General features: G+C 57.0%; 17 protein-coding genes and 1 tRNA gene. 9 read left to right on the top strand and 9 right to left on the bottom strand.

From position 1 onward, the window contains the following. Positions 1–16 precede the first annotated feature (16 nt). Both J7382_RS08830 and bamE read right to left on the bottom strand, forming a co-directional pair. A complete protein-coding gene (locus tag J7382_RS08830) occupies positions 17–763 on the bottom strand; it encodes a GNAT family N-acyltransferase (protein WP_209068774.1) in 747 nt (248 codons plus the stop codon). A 96-nt stretch (positions 764–859) separates the two neighbouring features. Next, positions 860–1,333 (bottom strand): outer membrane protein assembly factor BamE, encoded by a 474-nt coding sequence (bamE, locus tag J7382_RS08825; RefSeq protein WP_058239174.1) that lies wholly within the window; start codon positions 1,331–1,333, stop codon positions 860–862. Between the two features lie 111 nt (positions 1,334–1,444). Here bamE and J7382_RS08820 point away from each other — a divergent pair, with 111 nt between their 5' ends. The 8 genes from J7382_RS08820 to J7382_RS08785 all read left to right on the top strand — a co-directional run bounded on the left by J7382_RS08820 (position 1,445) and on the right by J7382_RS08785 (position 7,449). Continuing rightward, positions 1,445–2,005, top strand: a complete 561-nt coding sequence (locus J7382_RS08820) for a DUF177 domain-containing protein (protein WP_209068674.1) — start codon at positions 1,445–1,447, stop codon at positions 2,003–2,005. Between the two features lie 138 nt (positions 2,006–2,143). Then, the gene (rpmF, locus tag J7382_RS08815; RefSeq protein WP_058239172.1) at positions 2,144–2,350 is read left to right on the top strand and encodes a 50S ribosomal protein L32; all 207 of its coding nucleotides are present in this window, start codon (positions 2,144–2,146) and stop codon (positions 2,348–2,350) included. A gap of 20 nt (positions 2,351–2,370) precedes the next feature. Then, positions 2,371–3,459 carry a phosphate acyltransferase PlsX gene (plsX, locus tag J7382_RS08810; protein WP_058239171.1) on the top strand — a complete coding sequence of 363 codons (1,089 nt, stop codon included), beginning with the start codon at positions 2,371–2,373 and terminating at the stop codon, positions 3,457–3,459. Between the two features lie 23 nt (positions 3,460–3,482). After that, positions 3,483–4,457 carry a beta-ketoacyl-ACP synthase III gene (locus J7382_RS08805; RefSeq protein ID WP_209068673.1) on the top strand — a complete coding sequence of 325 codons (975 nt, stop codon included), beginning with the start codon at positions 3,483–3,485 and terminating at the stop codon, positions 4,455–4,457. A gap of 139 nt (positions 4,458–4,596) precedes the next feature. Then, a complete protein-coding gene (gene ihfA / locus J7382_RS08800; RefSeq protein WP_058239169.1) occupies positions 4,597–4,899 on the top strand; it encodes an integration host factor subunit alpha in 303 nt (100 codons plus the stop codon). 15 nt (positions 4,900–4,914) lie between these two features. Further along, the gene (locus J7382_RS08795) at positions 4,915–6,162 is read left to right on the top strand and encodes a MerR family transcriptional regulator (RefSeq protein ID WP_209068672.1); all 1,248 of its coding nucleotides are present in this window, start codon (positions 4,915–4,917) and stop codon (positions 6,160–6,162) included. Between the two features lie 75 nt (positions 6,163–6,237). Next, positions 6,238–6,314, top strand: a tRNA-Pro gene (locus tag J7382_RS08790). Between the two features lie 58 nt (positions 6,315–6,372). Continuing rightward, complete coding sequence (locus J7382_RS08785; protein ID WP_209068671.1) at positions 6,373–7,449, top strand: 2'-deoxycytidine 5'-triphosphate deaminase; 1,077 nt, start codon at positions 6,373–6,375, stop codon at positions 7,447–7,449. Between the two features lie 25 nt (positions 7,450–7,474). Here the strand turns inward: J7382_RS08785 and J7382_RS08780 are convergent, their stop codons facing one another. The 7 genes from J7382_RS08780 to J7382_RS08750 all read right to left on the bottom strand — a co-directional run bounded on the left by J7382_RS08780 (position 7,475) and on the right by J7382_RS08750 (position 14,352). Continuing rightward, positions 7,475–7,687 (bottom strand): hypothetical protein, encoded by a 213-nt coding sequence (locus tag J7382_RS08780; protein ID WP_209068670.1) that lies wholly within the window; start codon positions 7,685–7,687, stop codon positions 7,475–7,477. 94 nt (positions 7,688–7,781) lie between these two features. Continuing rightward, entirely contained in the window at positions 7,782–8,486 is a 705-nt protein-coding gene (gene scpB, locus J7382_RS08775) for an SMC-Scp complex subunit ScpB (protein WP_209068669.1), read from the bottom strand. Beyond that, complete coding sequence (locus tag J7382_RS08770) at positions 8,476–9,279, bottom strand: ScpA family protein (RefSeq protein ID WP_058239166.1); 804 nt, start codon at positions 9,277–9,279, stop codon at positions 8,476–8,478. Before J7382_RS08770 ends, scpB begins: the two co-directional genes overlap by 11 nt. Positions 9,280–9,303: 24 nt before the next feature. Further along, a complete protein-coding gene (gene nagZ, locus J7382_RS08765) occupies positions 9,304–10,287 on the bottom strand; it encodes a beta-N-acetylhexosaminidase (RefSeq protein ID WP_209068668.1) in 984 nt (327 codons plus the stop codon). After that, positions 10,284–11,303, bottom strand: coding sequence for an SPOR domain-containing protein (locus J7382_RS08760; protein WP_209068667.1), 1,020 nt, complete (start codon positions 11,301–11,303; stop codon positions 10,284–10,286). Before J7382_RS08760 ends, nagZ begins: the two co-directional genes overlap by 4 nt. A gap of 89 nt (positions 11,304–11,392) precedes the next feature. After that, a complete protein-coding gene (gene argS / locus J7382_RS08755; protein WP_209068666.1) occupies positions 11,393–13,138 on the bottom strand; it encodes an arginine--tRNA ligase in 1,746 nt (581 codons plus the stop codon). Positions 13,139–13,212: 74 nt separating this feature from the next. After that, the gene (locus tag J7382_RS08750; protein WP_209068665.1) at positions 13,213–14,352 is read right to left on the bottom strand and encodes a deoxyguanosinetriphosphate triphosphohydrolase; all 1,140 of its coding nucleotides are present in this window, start codon (positions 14,350–14,352) and stop codon (positions 13,213–13,215) included. Positions 14,353–14,445: 93 nt separating this feature from the next. Here J7382_RS08750 and J7382_RS08745 point away from each other — a divergent pair, with 93 nt between their 5' ends. After that, on the top strand, positions 14,446–14,769 hold the full coding sequence (locus tag J7382_RS08745) for an iron-sulfur cluster assembly accessory protein (RefSeq protein WP_058239161.1): 324 nt from the start codon (positions 14,446–14,448) through the stop codon (positions 14,767–14,769). Positions 14,770–14,847 lie beyond the last annotated feature (78 nt).

The following is a 14,847-nucleotide window of genomic DNA, read 5'->3' as shown; positions in this document are numbered from 1 at the left end:
CGCCCGGCGGCCAGCGTCAACCTCGACGCAGCCCCTCGCCAGAAATCGCGCGCAAGAGACGTTTGCGCGCAGGCGGAATGGCTTTCACTTCGACGCCCGTAAACACATGAAGTGTATTCATTTTTTGGTCAACCACCGCATGATCGCTGACCCAGCCACCCATCATAAGATAACTGCGCAGCATCGGCGGCATCGCCAATTGCGCGGCCTTCAGATTGGGCTTGCGCCGCAACCGGTTGGCAAAACGGAAAACCTTGGGGGCTTTGACACGCGGCAACCAGCGTGGTGGTGCCAGATGACGGTCCCGCAACATGGCAAAACTGTCCAGATAGTGACTGGTATCCGTACCCTCAAAGGAGGCACAACCAAACAGAAGCTCCACAGCATGGTCATCCACATAACGGGTCATGGCCCCCCATGCGATCCGCAGCACATCCGGGTCATGGACGTCCGGATGCATACAGAAACGCCCCATTTCCACCATCGGTCCCGGAAAGGTCTTAAGCGCCTCAAGCTCGTAAAACTGCGCCGCATAAGAGCGCCCAATGTCCTGCCCACCGTTAAGGGATAACATCCTGAAAACACAGACCAAACGATTGGTCGCCGTCTCTTCGATCAAATAGTGTATGCACTGATCATCATAGGCATCCACATCCAGCGCAGCGTCGGAGCCGTGAAATGCGAGATTCCGCAAACGCTGTGCCGCCTGCAGATCAGCCGCAGACGCGGCAGTTCTCACGCAATACCGGCCTTTTGTCAGCATGACGCCATATGCACCCTGTTGTTGCTTCACATCGGCACCCTAACAGAGATGCGGTGACACCCGAATGACAAAGCGCCGCCTTTGCAGACACAAACCTTAGAAGCCACCACCTGAAGAGCTTGGCACGCCCGTCGGGCCGAAGTTGCCAATGTTACCTGCCAACTGACGCAGCAACCCGCCACTTTCAATTCCGTTGTCAGTGATCCGACGCGTCAGAGGAACAACCTGACCGTCCTCCAGCGCATAGTGTTCAACATTTCGTGCAATGCCATTAGCATCAAATCCGATCGCCACAATCTGCCGTTCCACCACTTCCGGCTTACGCGGCCCAAAGTGTTTGACCCGCGTGCGCACATAGAGATTCACATTGCCATCAAGCACCCCCGTTGCGGAGGGCGGCCCGATCGTCTCAGTGACGGTATCGCGTGTGTCAACCCCCAGCGTGATAGAAGAAAGCTCTTCTGTTGTAGGAACATAGCCGTGATTGCGATAGCGCGTAGCACAGGACGCAAGCGTCAAAACAAGCACTCCCATGACCGACAATTTGATCACCGTGTTGCGCGTCTTCATGCTTGCCCTCTTGTGTTGGCTCGTCTTGCCTTTTATCTCGCTTATAGAATGAATGCGCGACGTTCAAGAAACTAAGCGCCGTTTCAACACTTCAGTGCAAAGTCCCGCCGTATGTCCCAATCTTCCCTCCCGCAAACCTCGCTGCGTGTCGCGGATCTTCCGCAGAACCGCCCCACCGCCTTTGAAGTCAAACCCGATGCCGGCGCGCTGATCGCACTGGCAGAAGAACTTGACCTGCAACAAATCAAGAAACTTGTGTTCACCGGCGAAGTGCGGGCCTTTGGCGACACTGACTGGGAGCTTAAAGGGCAATTGGGCGCAACGGTGGTGCAGCCCTGCGTCGTCACCCTGTCTCCGGTGACCACCCGGCTGGATGAGCCCGTCGAGCGTCGCTTCCTCAAAACCATGCCAGAGTTCAGCTCTGACGAGGAGGAAGTTGAAATGCCCGATGATGAAAACGCCGAGCCGCTCCAATCTCATATCGATCTCAATGCCGTCCTTCAGGAGGCCTTAGCCCTGCTCATTCCACAGTTCCCGAGAGCCCAGGGCGCTCAACTGAAGGAATCAGTCTTTACGGAGGCCGGAAAAAAGGCCATGACCGACGAAGATGCGCGCCCTTTCGCCGGATTGGCTGCCCTGCGGGATCAACTGACGGCAAAAGACGACGAATAGGGCTTGCGTTGAGCGGAAATCGCAGTATTTTCGCGCGCTCATTCGAATTTAGCGTTGGACTCAGGCGCGCAGAACGCGTAGAGGCTCACAACGCTCAGGAAATCGGGCCTTCGGCCCCCGTAAATCAAAGGTTGCGACATGGCTGTCCAGCAGAACAAAGTATCGAAATCGCGCCGCAACAACCGCCGTGCACACGACGCCCTGGTTGCAGCGAACCCTAACGAATGTGACAACTGTGGTGAGCTGAAGCGCCCCCACCACGTCTGCCCATCCTGCGGCACCTATGCCGAGCGTGAAGTGATCGCTATGGTCGACGACGTCGATCTGGACGACGACGCAGCATAAACAGTGAGATCATCGCCCGCATGGCCGGTTTGACTACATCAGCAAACCCCGATAGCGGGCGTACAGTGATCTCTGTTGACGCCATGGGTGGCGATCGCGGGCCGGCAGCTGTTGTTGCCGGCATTTCGCTGTCGGCCAATAAAAACCCGGATATTGCGTTTATTCTTCACGGCCCCGAAGACGAACTCAAACGTCTGGTGGCGCGCAAGCGCAATCTTGAAGGCCGTGTGGAGATTCGCGACGCCCCAGATGTTGTCTCCATGGAAGACAAGCCGCGCGATGTGATCCGCCGCGGCAAAAGCACCTCCATGTGGTCCGCTTTGGAAAGCGTGCGCAGTGGTGAAGCCGACGGTGTCGTGAGCTGCGGCAATACCGGTGCCCTCATGATGCTGTCCGTGGTTCGGTTGCGCAAAATACTGGGCGTGCACCGCCCCGCCATCGCCATTTTGTGGCCCTCGCGCTCCCCGCAGGGGTTCAACATCATGCTAGACGCTGGCGCAGACATTAGCGCGGATGAGCATGACCTGCTGCAATATGCCCTGATGGGCGCGTCTTATGCCCGCAATGGCATGGAACTCAAACGCCCCCGTGTTGGCCTCCTGAATGTTGGCACTGAAGAACATAAAGGGCGCAATGAACTGAAGCTCGCGCATGATTTGATTGCGCAAAACGCCTCCATAGCCAACTATGACTTTGTGGGCTTTGTGGAAGGCAATGACATCCCCGGCAACCGTGCGGACGTGATCGTCACTGACGGGTTCACCGGCAATGTCGCCCTGAAAACCGGCGAAGGCACCGCCAGCCTGATTGGCAGCCTCCTGCGCGAAGCCTTCAAATTTTCGCCTCTCTCGCGGCTCGCTGCGCTGATGGCCTACACATCCCTCAATCGCCTCAATAAGCGTATTGATCCGCGTCGCGTGAACGGCGGGGTCTTTTTGGGACTGAATGGCACAGTGGTGAAGTCGCACGGCTCCTCTGATGAAACAGGGGTATCTTCGGCCGTCAAACTGGCTTTCAAACTTGCGCAATCCGGCTTCTCCGAAAAGCTCGCTGCACGGGTTGCATCTGCCGTGTCCCTGCCGCAAGATGCCGAGAATACAAACGAATAAAAACAGCTGAGCAAGGCATCGATATGACGACACGCGCCGTGGTGATGGGCGTAGGCCACTACTTGCCGGAACGGGTCGTTCCTAACGCCGAGTTTGAACAAACCCTCGACACAACAGACGAATGGATTCGCACCCGCTCAGGGATCGAACGACGCCACTTCGCCGCCGAGGATGAAACAACATCAGATTTGGCCAGCTTTGCGGCCAAAGCAGCGCTGCAAAACGCCGGTCTGAATGCAGATGATATTGATGCTATAGTGGTGGCAACATCAACGCCTGACCTAACGTTCCCTTCCGTCGCGACAATGGTTCAGGAAAAGATCGGCATGACCCGCGGTTTCGGCTTTGATGTCCAAGCTGTCTGTGCAGGGTTTGTATATGCCCTGACCAACGCGAACGCTTTGATCGTTTCTGGCCAAGCGCAACGGGTTCTGGTGATTGGCGCAGAAACCTTTAGTCGGATTATGGACTGGACCGATAGGGCCACCTGTGTGCTGTTTGGCGATGGCGCGGGGGCATTGATCCTGGAAGCTCAGCAAGGCAAAGGCGGTTCCGATGACCGCGGCGTTCTCAGTGCCGATCTGAATTCTGACGGCAGATACCGCGATATGCTTTACGTGGATGGGGGCGTCTCAACCAATGGGGAATCAGGCAAGCTGCGCATGCAGGGCAATGCCCTCTTCCGTCAGGCCGTCGAGAAACTGACATCCACAGCACATACTGCGCTTACCAAAATCGGCCTCACCGACGATGCCGTAGACTGGATTGTGCCACATCAAGCCAATATTCGCATCATCCAGGGCACTGCCAAGAAGCTTGGCATCCCAATGGAGCGTGTCATCGTCACAGTGCAGGACCACGGAAACACTTCCGCAGCGTCAATCCCTCTGGCCCTGTCAACAGGTGTTGCCAATGGACAGATCAAACGTGGCGATCTGCTCGTCACAGAAGCAATTGGCGGTGGGCTAGCCTGGGGCTCGGTTGTCCTGCGCTGGTAAAGGTCCACAGCAAGCGATATGTTCTAAGTCTTTGGCGAACATCAAAGATAATCTGGCTTAGCCGGGCGCTAGTCATTGACTTATAAATTGCCTTGCTTCTATGCTTTTTGAACGAAACACCGGTGACAGGGGGGAACGTATGACTGCCAAGACATTGACTCGAATGGATCTCAGCGAAGCGGTGTTCCGCGAAGTTGGATTGTCTCGCAACGATTCCGCACAACTTGTGGAAAGCGTGCTCATGCACATGTCCGACGCGCTTGTCAGTGGCGAGCAAGTCAAGATTTCCTCTTTTGGAACCTTCAGCGTGCGAGACAAAGCCGCACGTGTGGGCCGCAACCCCAAAACCGGCGAAGAGGTTCCAATTAACCCGCGTCGCGTTTTGACGTTCCGGCCGTCACATCTCATGAAAGACCGTGTTGCCGCTGGCAACAAAAAATAAGGCGATACATAGCCCATGGCGAAATCTCGGGAGGCTTTTCGAACCATCAGCGAAGTCGCTGATTGGCTCGGTGTGCAGACCCATGTCCTGCGTTTCTGGGAAAGCAAATTTTCTCAGGTGAAACCCGTAAAACGTGCAGGTGGGCGTCGATATTACCGCCCACAAGACATGGAACTTCTCGGCGGCATTCGCAAACTGCTGCATGAAGATGGCATGCCTATCAAAGAGGCGCAGCAGCTTCTGCGCGACAAAGGCGTGAAGCATGTCTCCGCCATGTCACAACCTCTTGATGCGCCAGCTCCGAAAGCCAAGGATACCATCGAAGCGCAGGCGGAGCCCGTCGCAGCGGACGAGCCTTCAGACATCGAAGTTGCAGCCCCAGAGCAGTCCACTTTTGAAGCGCCAGCTCCAGAAGCCCAGGATCCTCCGGCTGAAGATGAGGTCGGTTCTAAGCAGGGAGCCACTGCAGATCAGGAACATATCGCGGATACGGTCCCGGTTGACGAGGACCTTGCGACTGAACCAGCCATCACGCCGTCTGAAGAGACGCTTCAAGATGATGCAAGCCCTGCTCCAGACACGTCAGAGCCGTCCACACCTCAAGCAAACGCTACTGAGGTTGCGGAAGAACAGAGCGAAGATCTGTCCCCTGATCTGATTGGGCAACAGGAAGACACGCCATCCATGGAGCAGCAACCTGCACCTGTGATGGAGGATCTTTTTGCAGCGGCTCAAGAACCACAAGAGACACCGCCCCAACCAGATACAGCGGCGCTTTCACCTCAAGCAGAGCCTAACACTGCGGCACAAGATATCCCGCCTGTCGCAACAGAAGAATCTCTAACGGCGCAGGGCGATGCAGCTCAGACCGAGGCATCAGACGCGCTCACGCCTCCATCGGAAACTGCAGCGCCACAGGAACCAACAGCGCCACCTACAGAGTCAGTGTCGATCACGGAGCCGCCAGCGCCCAGCGAAACTGCTTTGCAAAGCAATACCGAAACTGGCGTGGAACCACCTGCCGAACCTGTTTCCCCTACCCCAGAGCCAACAGTGATGCCGGAGGGGGCCAGCGCTCAGCCAACAAATGCCTCTGGGCCACAAGCTCCAAAGCCCAGTGTGCAGGACCTCTCCGAACAAGAAATCAAACGCGACGAGTTCCTAATGGTATTCAGTGCGCCGGCGCGCGTGGCCGACGCAGATAAAAGCCGCGCAGCTGAACTTCTTGCCCGTCTGGAGGCGCTGCACGCCAAAGCAAGCTGATCGATGCAAGTGTCGTAGAAAGATGTCATTTTTGACTTGCCCCCGCCCGCATTTAGGTTATGAAAAGCCCATCGTCGGGCTATGGCGCAGCCTGGTAGCGCGTCCGTCTGGGGGACGGAAGGTCGCAGGTTCGAGTCCTGCTAGCCCGACCATTAAAAATCGCCCGTGTGCCGAAAGGCCCGGGCGTTTTTTGTATTCTGGAGGACCGCGATGACTGGCGTATTGCCCAGCCAAACCATTGAAACCATGCTTCAATCTGGCGAAATCTCTGTAGATCACCCGGTTGCAGAAGGTCAGGTTCAACCCGCATCGCTTGATCTGCGTCTTGGGACTGTGGCCTACCGCGTGCGCGCCTCCTTCCTTGCGGGGCAGGAACGCTCTGTAAAAGATCGCCTATCCGAATTCGAAATGCACCGCATTGATCTGACCAATGGGGCCGTTCTGGAAAAGGGCTGCGTCTATGTGGTGCCCCTGATGGAAAACCTTGCCCTGCCGGACAATGTGCAAGCCGTCGCCAATGCCAAGAGCTCGACAGGGCGTCTGGATCTGCTGACGCGCACCATCACCGACGGTGGCACAGAATTTGATCGAATCGCGCCGGGCTATACTGGCCCGCTTTTTGCGGAAATTTGCCCGCGCAGCTTCTCTGTGCTTGTACGCCCCGGCATGCGCCTGAACCAAATACGCTTTCGCAAGGGGCAGAGCATTCTGACAGATGCCGATCTGCGTGTCCTGCACGACCGCTCACCGCTTGTGAACGGAGCGGCCGTGATTGATGACGGTCTGGGGTTTTCCGTCGATCTGAAGCCACAATCCGGCACGCTTGTGGGCTATCGAGCCAAACCCCATACGGGCGTCATCGATCTGGACAATATCGGGTATTACGACCCTGCGGAGTATTGGGAAGAACTGCACAGCTCAGACGGAAAAATCATTCTGGACCCCGGTGCCTTCTATATTCTGGTGAGCCGCGAAGCGGTGCACATACCCCCAGCCTACGCGGCGGAAATGGCGCCATTCCTTGCCATGGTTGGCGAGTTCCGTGTGCACTACGCTGGTTTCTTTGATCCCGGCTTTGGTCACGATGCCGTCGGGGGCAGCGGATCGCGTGGCGTGCTCGAAGTGCGATGCCATGAGGCACCATTTGTGCTGGAACATGGGCAGGTCGTTGGCCGTCTGGTCTATGAGCGCATGTCAGAGGTGCCAGAGCAGCTCTATGGCGCAGGCATCGCATCCAATTATCAGGGTCAGGGCCTGAAGCTTAGCAAACATTTCAAGGCGACCTAAGCCGCCTTGAGACACCACTAAACCTTCAGAATTTGTTCATACGGCGCATCGCACGCATCGCCTGCTTGGCTTGCTTCGCTTGCGGCTGTGGCGTATTGCTCTGCGCCTGCTCATTGGCGGTGTTCTGGCCAGATTTTCCGCGATTGGACATCGCCTTAAACCCAGCGTTGATGCCACCATTGACCAAACGGCGGATGATTTGGCGGGTGATCATGTTCACAATCTGATTGGCATTCATTGAGCGCGCTCCATTCTCTCAAGGCGTTCATGTAAGCGACAATTGCGCCAATATTAAGACCCAAACACCAACCTGTGTTCAATATTCGAGTGGGTCAGTCCTCAAAAAGCTCCGGTTGCCCGTCGCTCAGATCCAACACGTCGTCTTCTTCTTCGTCCGACTTAACGCCAAGTGGGATCGTTCCCGGCGATGGACGATTTTCCAAGAGACCGGCAGCCCGCAACTCTTTAAGTCCCGGCAAATCACGCGCACTAGATAGGCCAAAATGATCCAGAAAAACCGGCGTGACCACAAAGGTCACCGGACGGCCCGGGGTCATTTTACGACGTCCAAACCGGATCCATTCCATCTCAAGCAACTGATCCACCGTACCGCGGCTCACACTCACACCGCGGATTTCTTCAATTTCGGCGCGCGTAACAGGCTGATGATAGGCAATGATGGCAAGCGTTTCGATGGCTGCACGTGACAGTTTGCGCGTTTCAACGGTTTCCTTCTGCATCAGAAAGCCAAGATCAGGTGCCGTGCGCATCGCCCAGGCATCCCCCACTTTCACCACATGCACGCCCCGCCCCTCGTAACGTTTGCGCAGATGCACCAGCGCCTCTGCCGCATCCGCCCCATGCGGCATCCGGTCGTTCAGTTCCTTGATGCTCACCGGTTCCGCGCTGGCAAAAAGGATGGCCTCACACATGCGCTCCTGCTCCGCCAACGGCGGCGCTTCAAACAGGCTTTCCTCCGGCGCGTGACCGCCTTGCGCAACCGTGTCCTCTTCAACCGGCGTCACGTCATCGCTCATCTCGGCCATCCCTCTTACGAACTTCAATTGGCGCAAAGGTCTCGCTCTGCCGAATGAAGACCTTGCCTTCTTTAGCAAGCTCCAGCGAGGCTGCAAAAGTGGCCGCCGTTGCGGATCTGCGCTTCTTGGGATCATTCTCCCAGCCATCTGGTAAATAACTCAGAATATCGGTCCATGTGCCCGCAAACCCGATCAACCCGCGCATACGCTCCAGCGCTTCTTCCATGGTAAACACCGAGTCTCGGTCCATGATGAAAGGACGGAATTCATCCCGCGTGCGCAATCTGGCATAGCCCTGCATCAGATCCAGCAGCGTTGCGGTGTATGTCACCCGGCGCACGCGCTCCATCTTTTCAGGCACGCCGCGCGCGAAAAAATCTCGTCCCAGACGATTTTGCGCCATCAATTTGGCAGCCGCATCCCGCATCGCCTGCAAGCGTTCCAACTGAAAGGCCAGATGTGCCGCAAGCTCTTCACCCGATGGCCCCTCTTCCGTGGGATCCGGCGGCAAAAGCAGGCGTGATTTCAGAAAGGCCAGCCAGGCCGCCATCACCAGATAATCCGCGGCCAACTCCAGCCGCAGACGCTTTGCACGTTCCACAAAGTTCAGATACTGCTGCGCCAGATCAAGAATGGAAATCTTGCGCAGATCCACTTTCTGGGTCCGCGACAGTGTCAGTAACAAATCCAGTGGCCCTTCAAACCCATCGACATCCACGATCAAAGCTTCCGCCGCCATTCGTTCGGCGACAGACATCTTCTCCATGTCTTCAAAAAGGTCTGTGTCGGCCATGCCCCCTGCCCTTAAAGCGCCCCGTCAGAGCGCTTTAAGTTCCTCGGCGAGCGCTTCAATGTCAACAGGCTTGGGCGCACGACGCGCCGCCAGCACAGCCTCAGATCGCGCCTGTGCTGCAGGGGTCATCGCACCAATGGCTTCTGCCACAGCCTTGCGCTCTGCCAAGCTGCCGTTGCAATGCAAAATCACATCACACCCAGCCTCAATTGCGGCCTTCGCCCTCTGATCCACGGTTCCATTCAGGGCTTCCATGCCGATGTCATCGGTCATGATCAGCCCACCAAATCCGATATCATGCCGCATGAAGCGCATCATTTTGTCCGAAATGGTGGCCGGGCGGTCATCTAACGCTTCAAAAACAATATGCGCCGTCATTCCCATGGGCATGTCATTGAGCGCGCGAAACGGTGCAAAGTCGCCTTCCAGATCTGCTTGTGATGCTGTCACCCGTGGCGGCTCTTTGTGGCTGTCCACCACCGCGCGCCCATGTCCGGGCATGTGCTTTAGGATCGGGTAGACCCCACCATCCCATAGCCCCTCTGCCACGGCGCGCCCGATCCGCGCCACCGATGCAGGATCCGCACCATAGCAACGGTTTTTCAAAAACGGATGCGTCTCATCGCGTGCGACATCCACCATGGGCGCACAATTGGCGTCAATACCAAGCGCCATAAGCTCATGCGCGATCAGGCGATAGCGCAGATACATCGCCCGCTCGGCCTTTTCCCCGGCCTGCATCACCTGCACCAAAGGCGGCAACCAATCGCGCACCAAAGGCGCGCGCAACCTCTGCACACGCCCGCCTTCCTGATCAATCAGGATAGGAGCCTCATGCCCCACGGTCGCGCGCAACTCCGCGCATAGGGCCTTTACCTGATCAGCTGTATCAATATTGCGTGCGAAGAGAATAAAGCCAAACGGCTGTACATCCTCGAAAAACTGCTTTTCTTCTTCACTGAGACGCAGACCATCACAGCCAAAAATAGCAGCGCAAAAACCGCTCATCGTGTGGTCACCGGAATACAATCCGCATTTTCTGCTTTCAGCGCAGAACACAAACGCCGCGCATCACTCACGGTATCAAAGCCCATGGCGCGCAAACGATAGAACACACGCCCACCACTGCTGGCCTTCTGAATCACGCGCGTTTTGTCCCCCAGATAAGGCTCAAATCGGGTCTGCAAACGCGTCCATTCTCGTTCGGCAATCTCGGTGCTCTCATAGGCCCCCAACTGCACAAGCCGCGTGCCGGCAGGAATCGTTGAAGGATCGGCCGTTTTGAGAACGGATCCAACGGCGGCATCAATAGAGGCGATCTGCTGACTGGAGGCGGCAGACGACAAGGATACAGGGCGCAAGACAGGGCGCAGCGACCGCTTCAGACCACCCTGCACCTGAGGTGCTGGTTGCGCGTCCACCTCAACAGTTTCGCTTTCTGGAACGGAAAGAGAGGCTTGCACGGGCTGCGTTTCCGTCGCTTCAACCGCTTCCAGAGGCGTGGCGCCTGCGGCCAGTTGGGCCGCCAGCTCTTCGACAGACAGCGGCGCGCTCACATCCAAAGGTTCAGGTGCCACGATGGGGGCTGGCGTCTCCACCTCAAGTGTTTCGCTATCGACAGCAGGCATCTGCGCTGCGATCTCAGCTGCGGCAGCAACAACCGCGGCCTCCACAGCGGAGGCATCCACGATGTCACGCTCAGTGATGGCAATCGGAGGCGGCGCAACAATCACCTGATCCGCTGGGCCAGCTGCGCTGCCATCGGCAGCAACCTTATTGACCATCAATCCCTGATGCCCGGCAAGGCGCCCACCCGGATCTTCGGGCTGCACCCGCATCGGGCCTTCCAGCGCACGCACAACTGGCACGCCACTGACATCGCGGGACAAAATTTTATACCCCCAGACACATGTTCCAGCGACCAGCGCCAAAGACATGACCATGCCAGCACGGTTCACAAGAAGCGCCGCATTCGGGGATTCGCCTTTGGGTGCGTGCGGCGCACCCATCGGAATTTCTGCCATTTTTGCCTCACTGCCCATTTTCCACCACCTGTGAAGCGGTGTCGCCGGGGTCGTCTTGCCTTGTCCTCACCCCCGACGAACGTGCAGCTTTAGCGCATCTCTTGCGCCGGAGTTACACCCAGAATACCAAGACCTGCGGAAATAACAACGGCCACGGCACGTGCGAGGCCGATTTTCGCCTGAGACGCCGCCGCATCACCTTCCTGCAGGAAGCGCAGGCTGTGATCCTCATCACCCTTCTTGTAGTGGCTGTGCAGTTCGCTTGCCAATTCATATAGATAGAAGGCAATCCGGTGCGGCTCATTGGTGCGCCCGGCGATCTCCACAAGGCGTGGCCATTCCGCAACCTTCTTGGCCACATTGATCTCCGCATCGCTGTCCAGCTTGGTCAGATCCGCAGACAGCAATGTGCTATCATCCACGGAAATCCCAGCAGCCTCGGCTTTGCGGATCACGGAACAGACCCGCGCATGGGCATATTGCACATAGAATACAGGGTTGTCTTTGGATTGCTCCAGAACCTTGTCAAAATCAAAGTCCAGCGGCGCATCGTTTTTGCGGGTCAGCATCACAAAGCGGGTCACATCCGGCCCCACCTGATCGACAACATCGCGTAGGGTCACAAATGTTCCGGCCCGCTTGGACATCTTGAACGGCTCGCCGTTTTTGAAGAGCTTCACCAACTGGGTCAGCTTGATGTCGAGCGGCACCTGACCGTCAGAAAGCGCGGAGACCGCCGCCTTCATGCGTTTCACATAACCGCCGTGATCGGCACCAAACACATCGATCAGCGCGTCAAAGTCGCGGCTGACCTTGTCATAGTGATAGGCAATGTCAGGCGCAAAATAGGTCCAGCTGCCATCAGATTTTTTCACGGGGCGGTCCACGTCGTCGCCATGGTCTGTGGAGCGGAACAGGGTCTGCTCACGCGGCTCCCAGTCTTCGGGCTTTTTGCCTTTTGGCGGCTCAAGCACGCCTTCATAGATCAAGCCTTTGTTTTCCAGCGTTTCCAGCGCGCCCTCGATGCGACCGGTGCCATAAAGCGACTTTTCGGAGAAGAACACATCCATCTCCACGCCCAACGCCTTAAGGTCGGCCCGGATCAGATCCATCATGGCTTCGGTGGCAAATTCGCGGATCTCTTTCAGCCAAACCTCTTCTGGCTGGCCGACAAATTTGTCGCCATATTGCGCCTTCAGCTTTTCGCCAACCTCAATCAGGTAATCCCCCGGATAGGTGCCCTCTGGGAATTCAACGGTTTCCCCGTGCTGCTCCAGATACCGCAGGTAAGACGACCGGGCGAGCACATCCACCTGTGCGCCGCCATCGTTGATGTAATACTCACGTGTTACATCATAGCCGACAAAATCCAGCAGAGACGCCAGCGCATCCCCAAACACCGCCCCTCGGGTGTGCCCCACATGCAGCGGGCCAGTGGGGTTGGCAGAAACATATTCAACGTTGACCTTTTTACCTGCCCCCATGGCAGAGCGGCCAAAGTCCTGACCAGCTTCCAGGGCGGCCTTGACCACATTTTGCCACAGCACCGGTGCCAGCCGCAGGTTCAAAAAGCCCGGACCGGCGACTTCAGCAACAGAGACACGCGCATCTTCGGCGAGCTTACCTGCGAGCACATCGGCAATGTCGCGTGGTTTCATCTTGGCAGGTTTGGCCAGCACCATCGCGGCGTTGGTGGCCATATCCCCATGCAACGCATCGCGGGGTGGCTCAACAGCCACGTTTTTAAAGTCCAGTCCTTCAGGCAGCTTGCCTTCGGCTTGCATCGCTTCCAGCGCCTCAATCACAAGCGCGCGGATTTCGGAAAACAGGTTCATCAGACCGTCCTATGTATGTGTTATGGTCTTTTTGGATTTGCGCTGGTTTACCACCCTAATCCGCCACGTCAACGCTACTCGCCAACAAGCCGCGCATGTTGCTGAAGCGCATATCGATCCGTCATCCCGGAAATATAGTCCGACACTTTGCGCGCAATCGCGGTTTCATCCTGACAATGCTCCAGATCCGGATGCCAACGCTCTGGCAACAACATCGGGTCTTTGAGAAAGAGCGGGAACAGCTCCTCCACCACCAAAGTCACCTTCTTGCGCATCTCAACCACGGAGGGCGCACGATACATACGGCTGAACAAAAACGCGCGGATCTGCTTGAGATCCTGCCAAAGCGCGGCGGAAAACTGCACCATGGGCCGGCCACAAACGCGCACCTCTTCCACGGATTGCGGATCCACTTCGGCCAGATTTTGGCGTGATGTGTCGATCACATCTCCGACCATCACGCCAAACACCCGGCGCAGGGCCTCATGACGGCGGCGAATATGCTCTAAATCGGGGTAAATCCGATCCACCTCGGCAAAGGCCTCTCCCACAATGGGCAGATGGCAGATTTCCTCTTCCGTAAACAGACCTGCGCGCAAACCATCATGCAGATCATGGTTGTTGTAGGCCACATCATCGGCCAGCGCCGCAACCTGTGCCTCGGCACTAGCATGTGTGTGCAGCTCCAGATCATGCACCGCATTGTAATCAGCCAGGGCATAGGGCAGCGCGCCTGTGACCGGCCCGTTGTGCTTGGCGATACCTTCCAACGTTTCCCAAGTGAGGTTCAGCCCATCAAAATCCGCGTAGTGCCGTTCCAGAGATGTCACAATCCGAACGGCCTGCGCGTTGTGATCAAAGCCCCCATATGGCGCCATCAGAGCATGCAGCGCGTCCTCACCGGTATGGCCAAAAGGCGTGTGACCAAGGTCATGTGCCAGTGCAATGGCCTCCGTGATCTCCTGATTGAGCCCAAGCGCGCCAGCAATGGTGCGCGCCACCTGCGCCACCTCAATAGAATGCGTCAGTCGGGTGCGGAAATAATCGCCTTCATGCTCCACAAACACCTGTGTTTTGTGCTTGAGCCGCCGAAACGCACTGGCGTGAATGATCCGATCCCGGTCTCTTTGAAAACACGACCGAAAACTGCTTTCCTCTTCCGGAAAACGCCGCCCCTTGGCGCGTGCCGGATCTGAGGCATAGGGCGCATACATGTGCGAGGTCCTTGTAGCCTGTCCTTAGCTTTTCTATATTGGGTTTTGCCCCCTCAAGGAACCGGGCAAATCGTGCGAATAGGACAAAAAATCATGCAGTTGCCTCCCAAAGTGACCGAAAGAGCCTTCGAAAGACTCGCAGAGATTGGTGCCGCCGATCAAGGTCAGGCCCTGCGCGTGGCGGTTGAGGGGGGCGGATGCTCGGGGTTTCAGTACGAAATCAAGCTCGACACGCAGAAAGAAGACGACCTTGTGCTGGAAGGCGCAGGGGAAAAGGTTCTTGTCGACAGCATCTCTCTGCCTTTCCTCGCAGATGCGGTGATCGACTTTACCGAAGAACTGATTGGCGCGCGGTTTGTCATCAACAACCCCAATGCCACAAGCTCCTGTGGCTGCGGCACCAGCTTCTCCATGTAACCTGCGATGTAGCGCCTGCCTGCTATTGTGGCGGCTTCCCCCTTGTGGTTCCCGCCCATGGCTGGATAGATACAGCCA

The sequence above is a fragment of the Shimia sp. R11_0 genome (assembly GCF_017744035.1).
In the GTDB taxonomy this organism is placed as follows: Bacteria; Pseudomonadota; Alphaproteobacteria; order Rhodobacterales; family Rhodobacteraceae; genus Shimia; species Shimia marina.
Note: the sequence above shows the minus strand (reverse complement) of the source record. Positions and strands in the feature narration are given on the sequence as shown.

What these genes read in the sequence shown, in the direction of transcription:
- J7382_RS08830 (WP_209068774.1), bottom strand. Translation starts at nt 763, where the DNA reads ATGCTGACAAAAGGCCGGTATTGCGTGAGAACTGCCGCGTCTGCGGCT.
- rpmF (WP_058239172.1), top strand. Translation starts at nt 2,144, where the DNA reads ATGGCTGTCCAGCAGAACAAAGTATCGAAATCGCGCCGCAACAACCGC.
- scpB (WP_209068669.1), bottom strand. Translation starts at nt 8,486, where the DNA reads ATGAGCGATGACGTGACGCCGGTTGAAGAGGACACGGTTGCGCAAGGC.
- J7382_RS08805 (WP_209068673.1), top strand. Translation starts at nt 3,483, where the DNA reads ATGACGACACGCGCCGTGGTGATGGGCGTAGGCCACTACTTGCCGGAA.
- plsX (WP_058239171.1), top strand. Translation starts at nt 2,371, where the DNA reads ATGGCCGGTTTGACTACATCAGCAAACCCCGATAGCGGGCGTACAGTG.
- nagZ (WP_209068668.1), bottom strand. Translation starts at nt 10,287, where the DNA reads ATGAGCGGTTTTTGCGCTGCTATTTTTGGCTGTGATGGTCTGCGTCTC.
- J7382_RS08820 (WP_209068674.1), top strand. Translation starts at nt 1,445, where the DNA reads ATGTCCCAATCTTCCCTCCCGCAAACCTCGCTGCGTGTCGCGGATCTT.
- J7382_RS08745 (WP_058239161.1), top strand. Translation starts at nt 14,446, where the DNA reads ATGCAGTTGCCTCCCAAAGTGACCGAAAGAGCCTTCGAAAGACTCGCA.
- J7382_RS08760 (WP_209068667.1), bottom strand. Translation starts at nt 11,303, where the DNA reads ATGGCAGAAATTCCGATGGGTGCGCCGCACGCACCCAAAGGCGAATCC.
- ihfA (WP_058239169.1), top strand. Translation starts at nt 4,597, where the DNA reads ATGACTGCCAAGACATTGACTCGAATGGATCTCAGCGAAGCGGTGTTC.
- J7382_RS08750 (WP_209068665.1), bottom strand. Translation starts at nt 14,352, where the DNA reads ATGTATGCGCCCTATGCCTCAGATCCGGCACGCGCCAAGGGGCGGCGT.
- J7382_RS08795 (WP_209068672.1), top strand. Translation starts at nt 4,915, where the DNA reads ATGGCGAAATCTCGGGAGGCTTTTCGAACCATCAGCGAAGTCGCTGAT.
- J7382_RS08770 (WP_058239166.1), bottom strand. Translation starts at nt 9,279, where the DNA reads ATGGCCGACACAGACCTTTTTGAAGACATGGAGAAGATGTCTGTCGCC.
- J7382_RS08785 (WP_209068671.1), top strand. Translation starts at nt 6,373, where the DNA reads ATGACTGGCGTATTGCCCAGCCAAACCATTGAAACCATGCTTCAATCT.
- bamE (WP_058239174.1), bottom strand. Translation starts at nt 1,333, where the DNA reads ATGAAGACGCGCAACACGGTGATCAAATTGTCGGTCATGGGAGTGCTT.
- argS (WP_209068666.1), bottom strand. Translation starts at nt 13,138, where the DNA reads ATGAACCTGTTTTCCGAAATCCGCGCGCTTGTGATTGAGGCGCTGGAA.
- J7382_RS08780 (WP_209068670.1), bottom strand. Translation starts at nt 7,687, where the DNA reads ATGAATGCCAATCAGATTGTGAACATGATCACCCGCCAAATCATCCGC.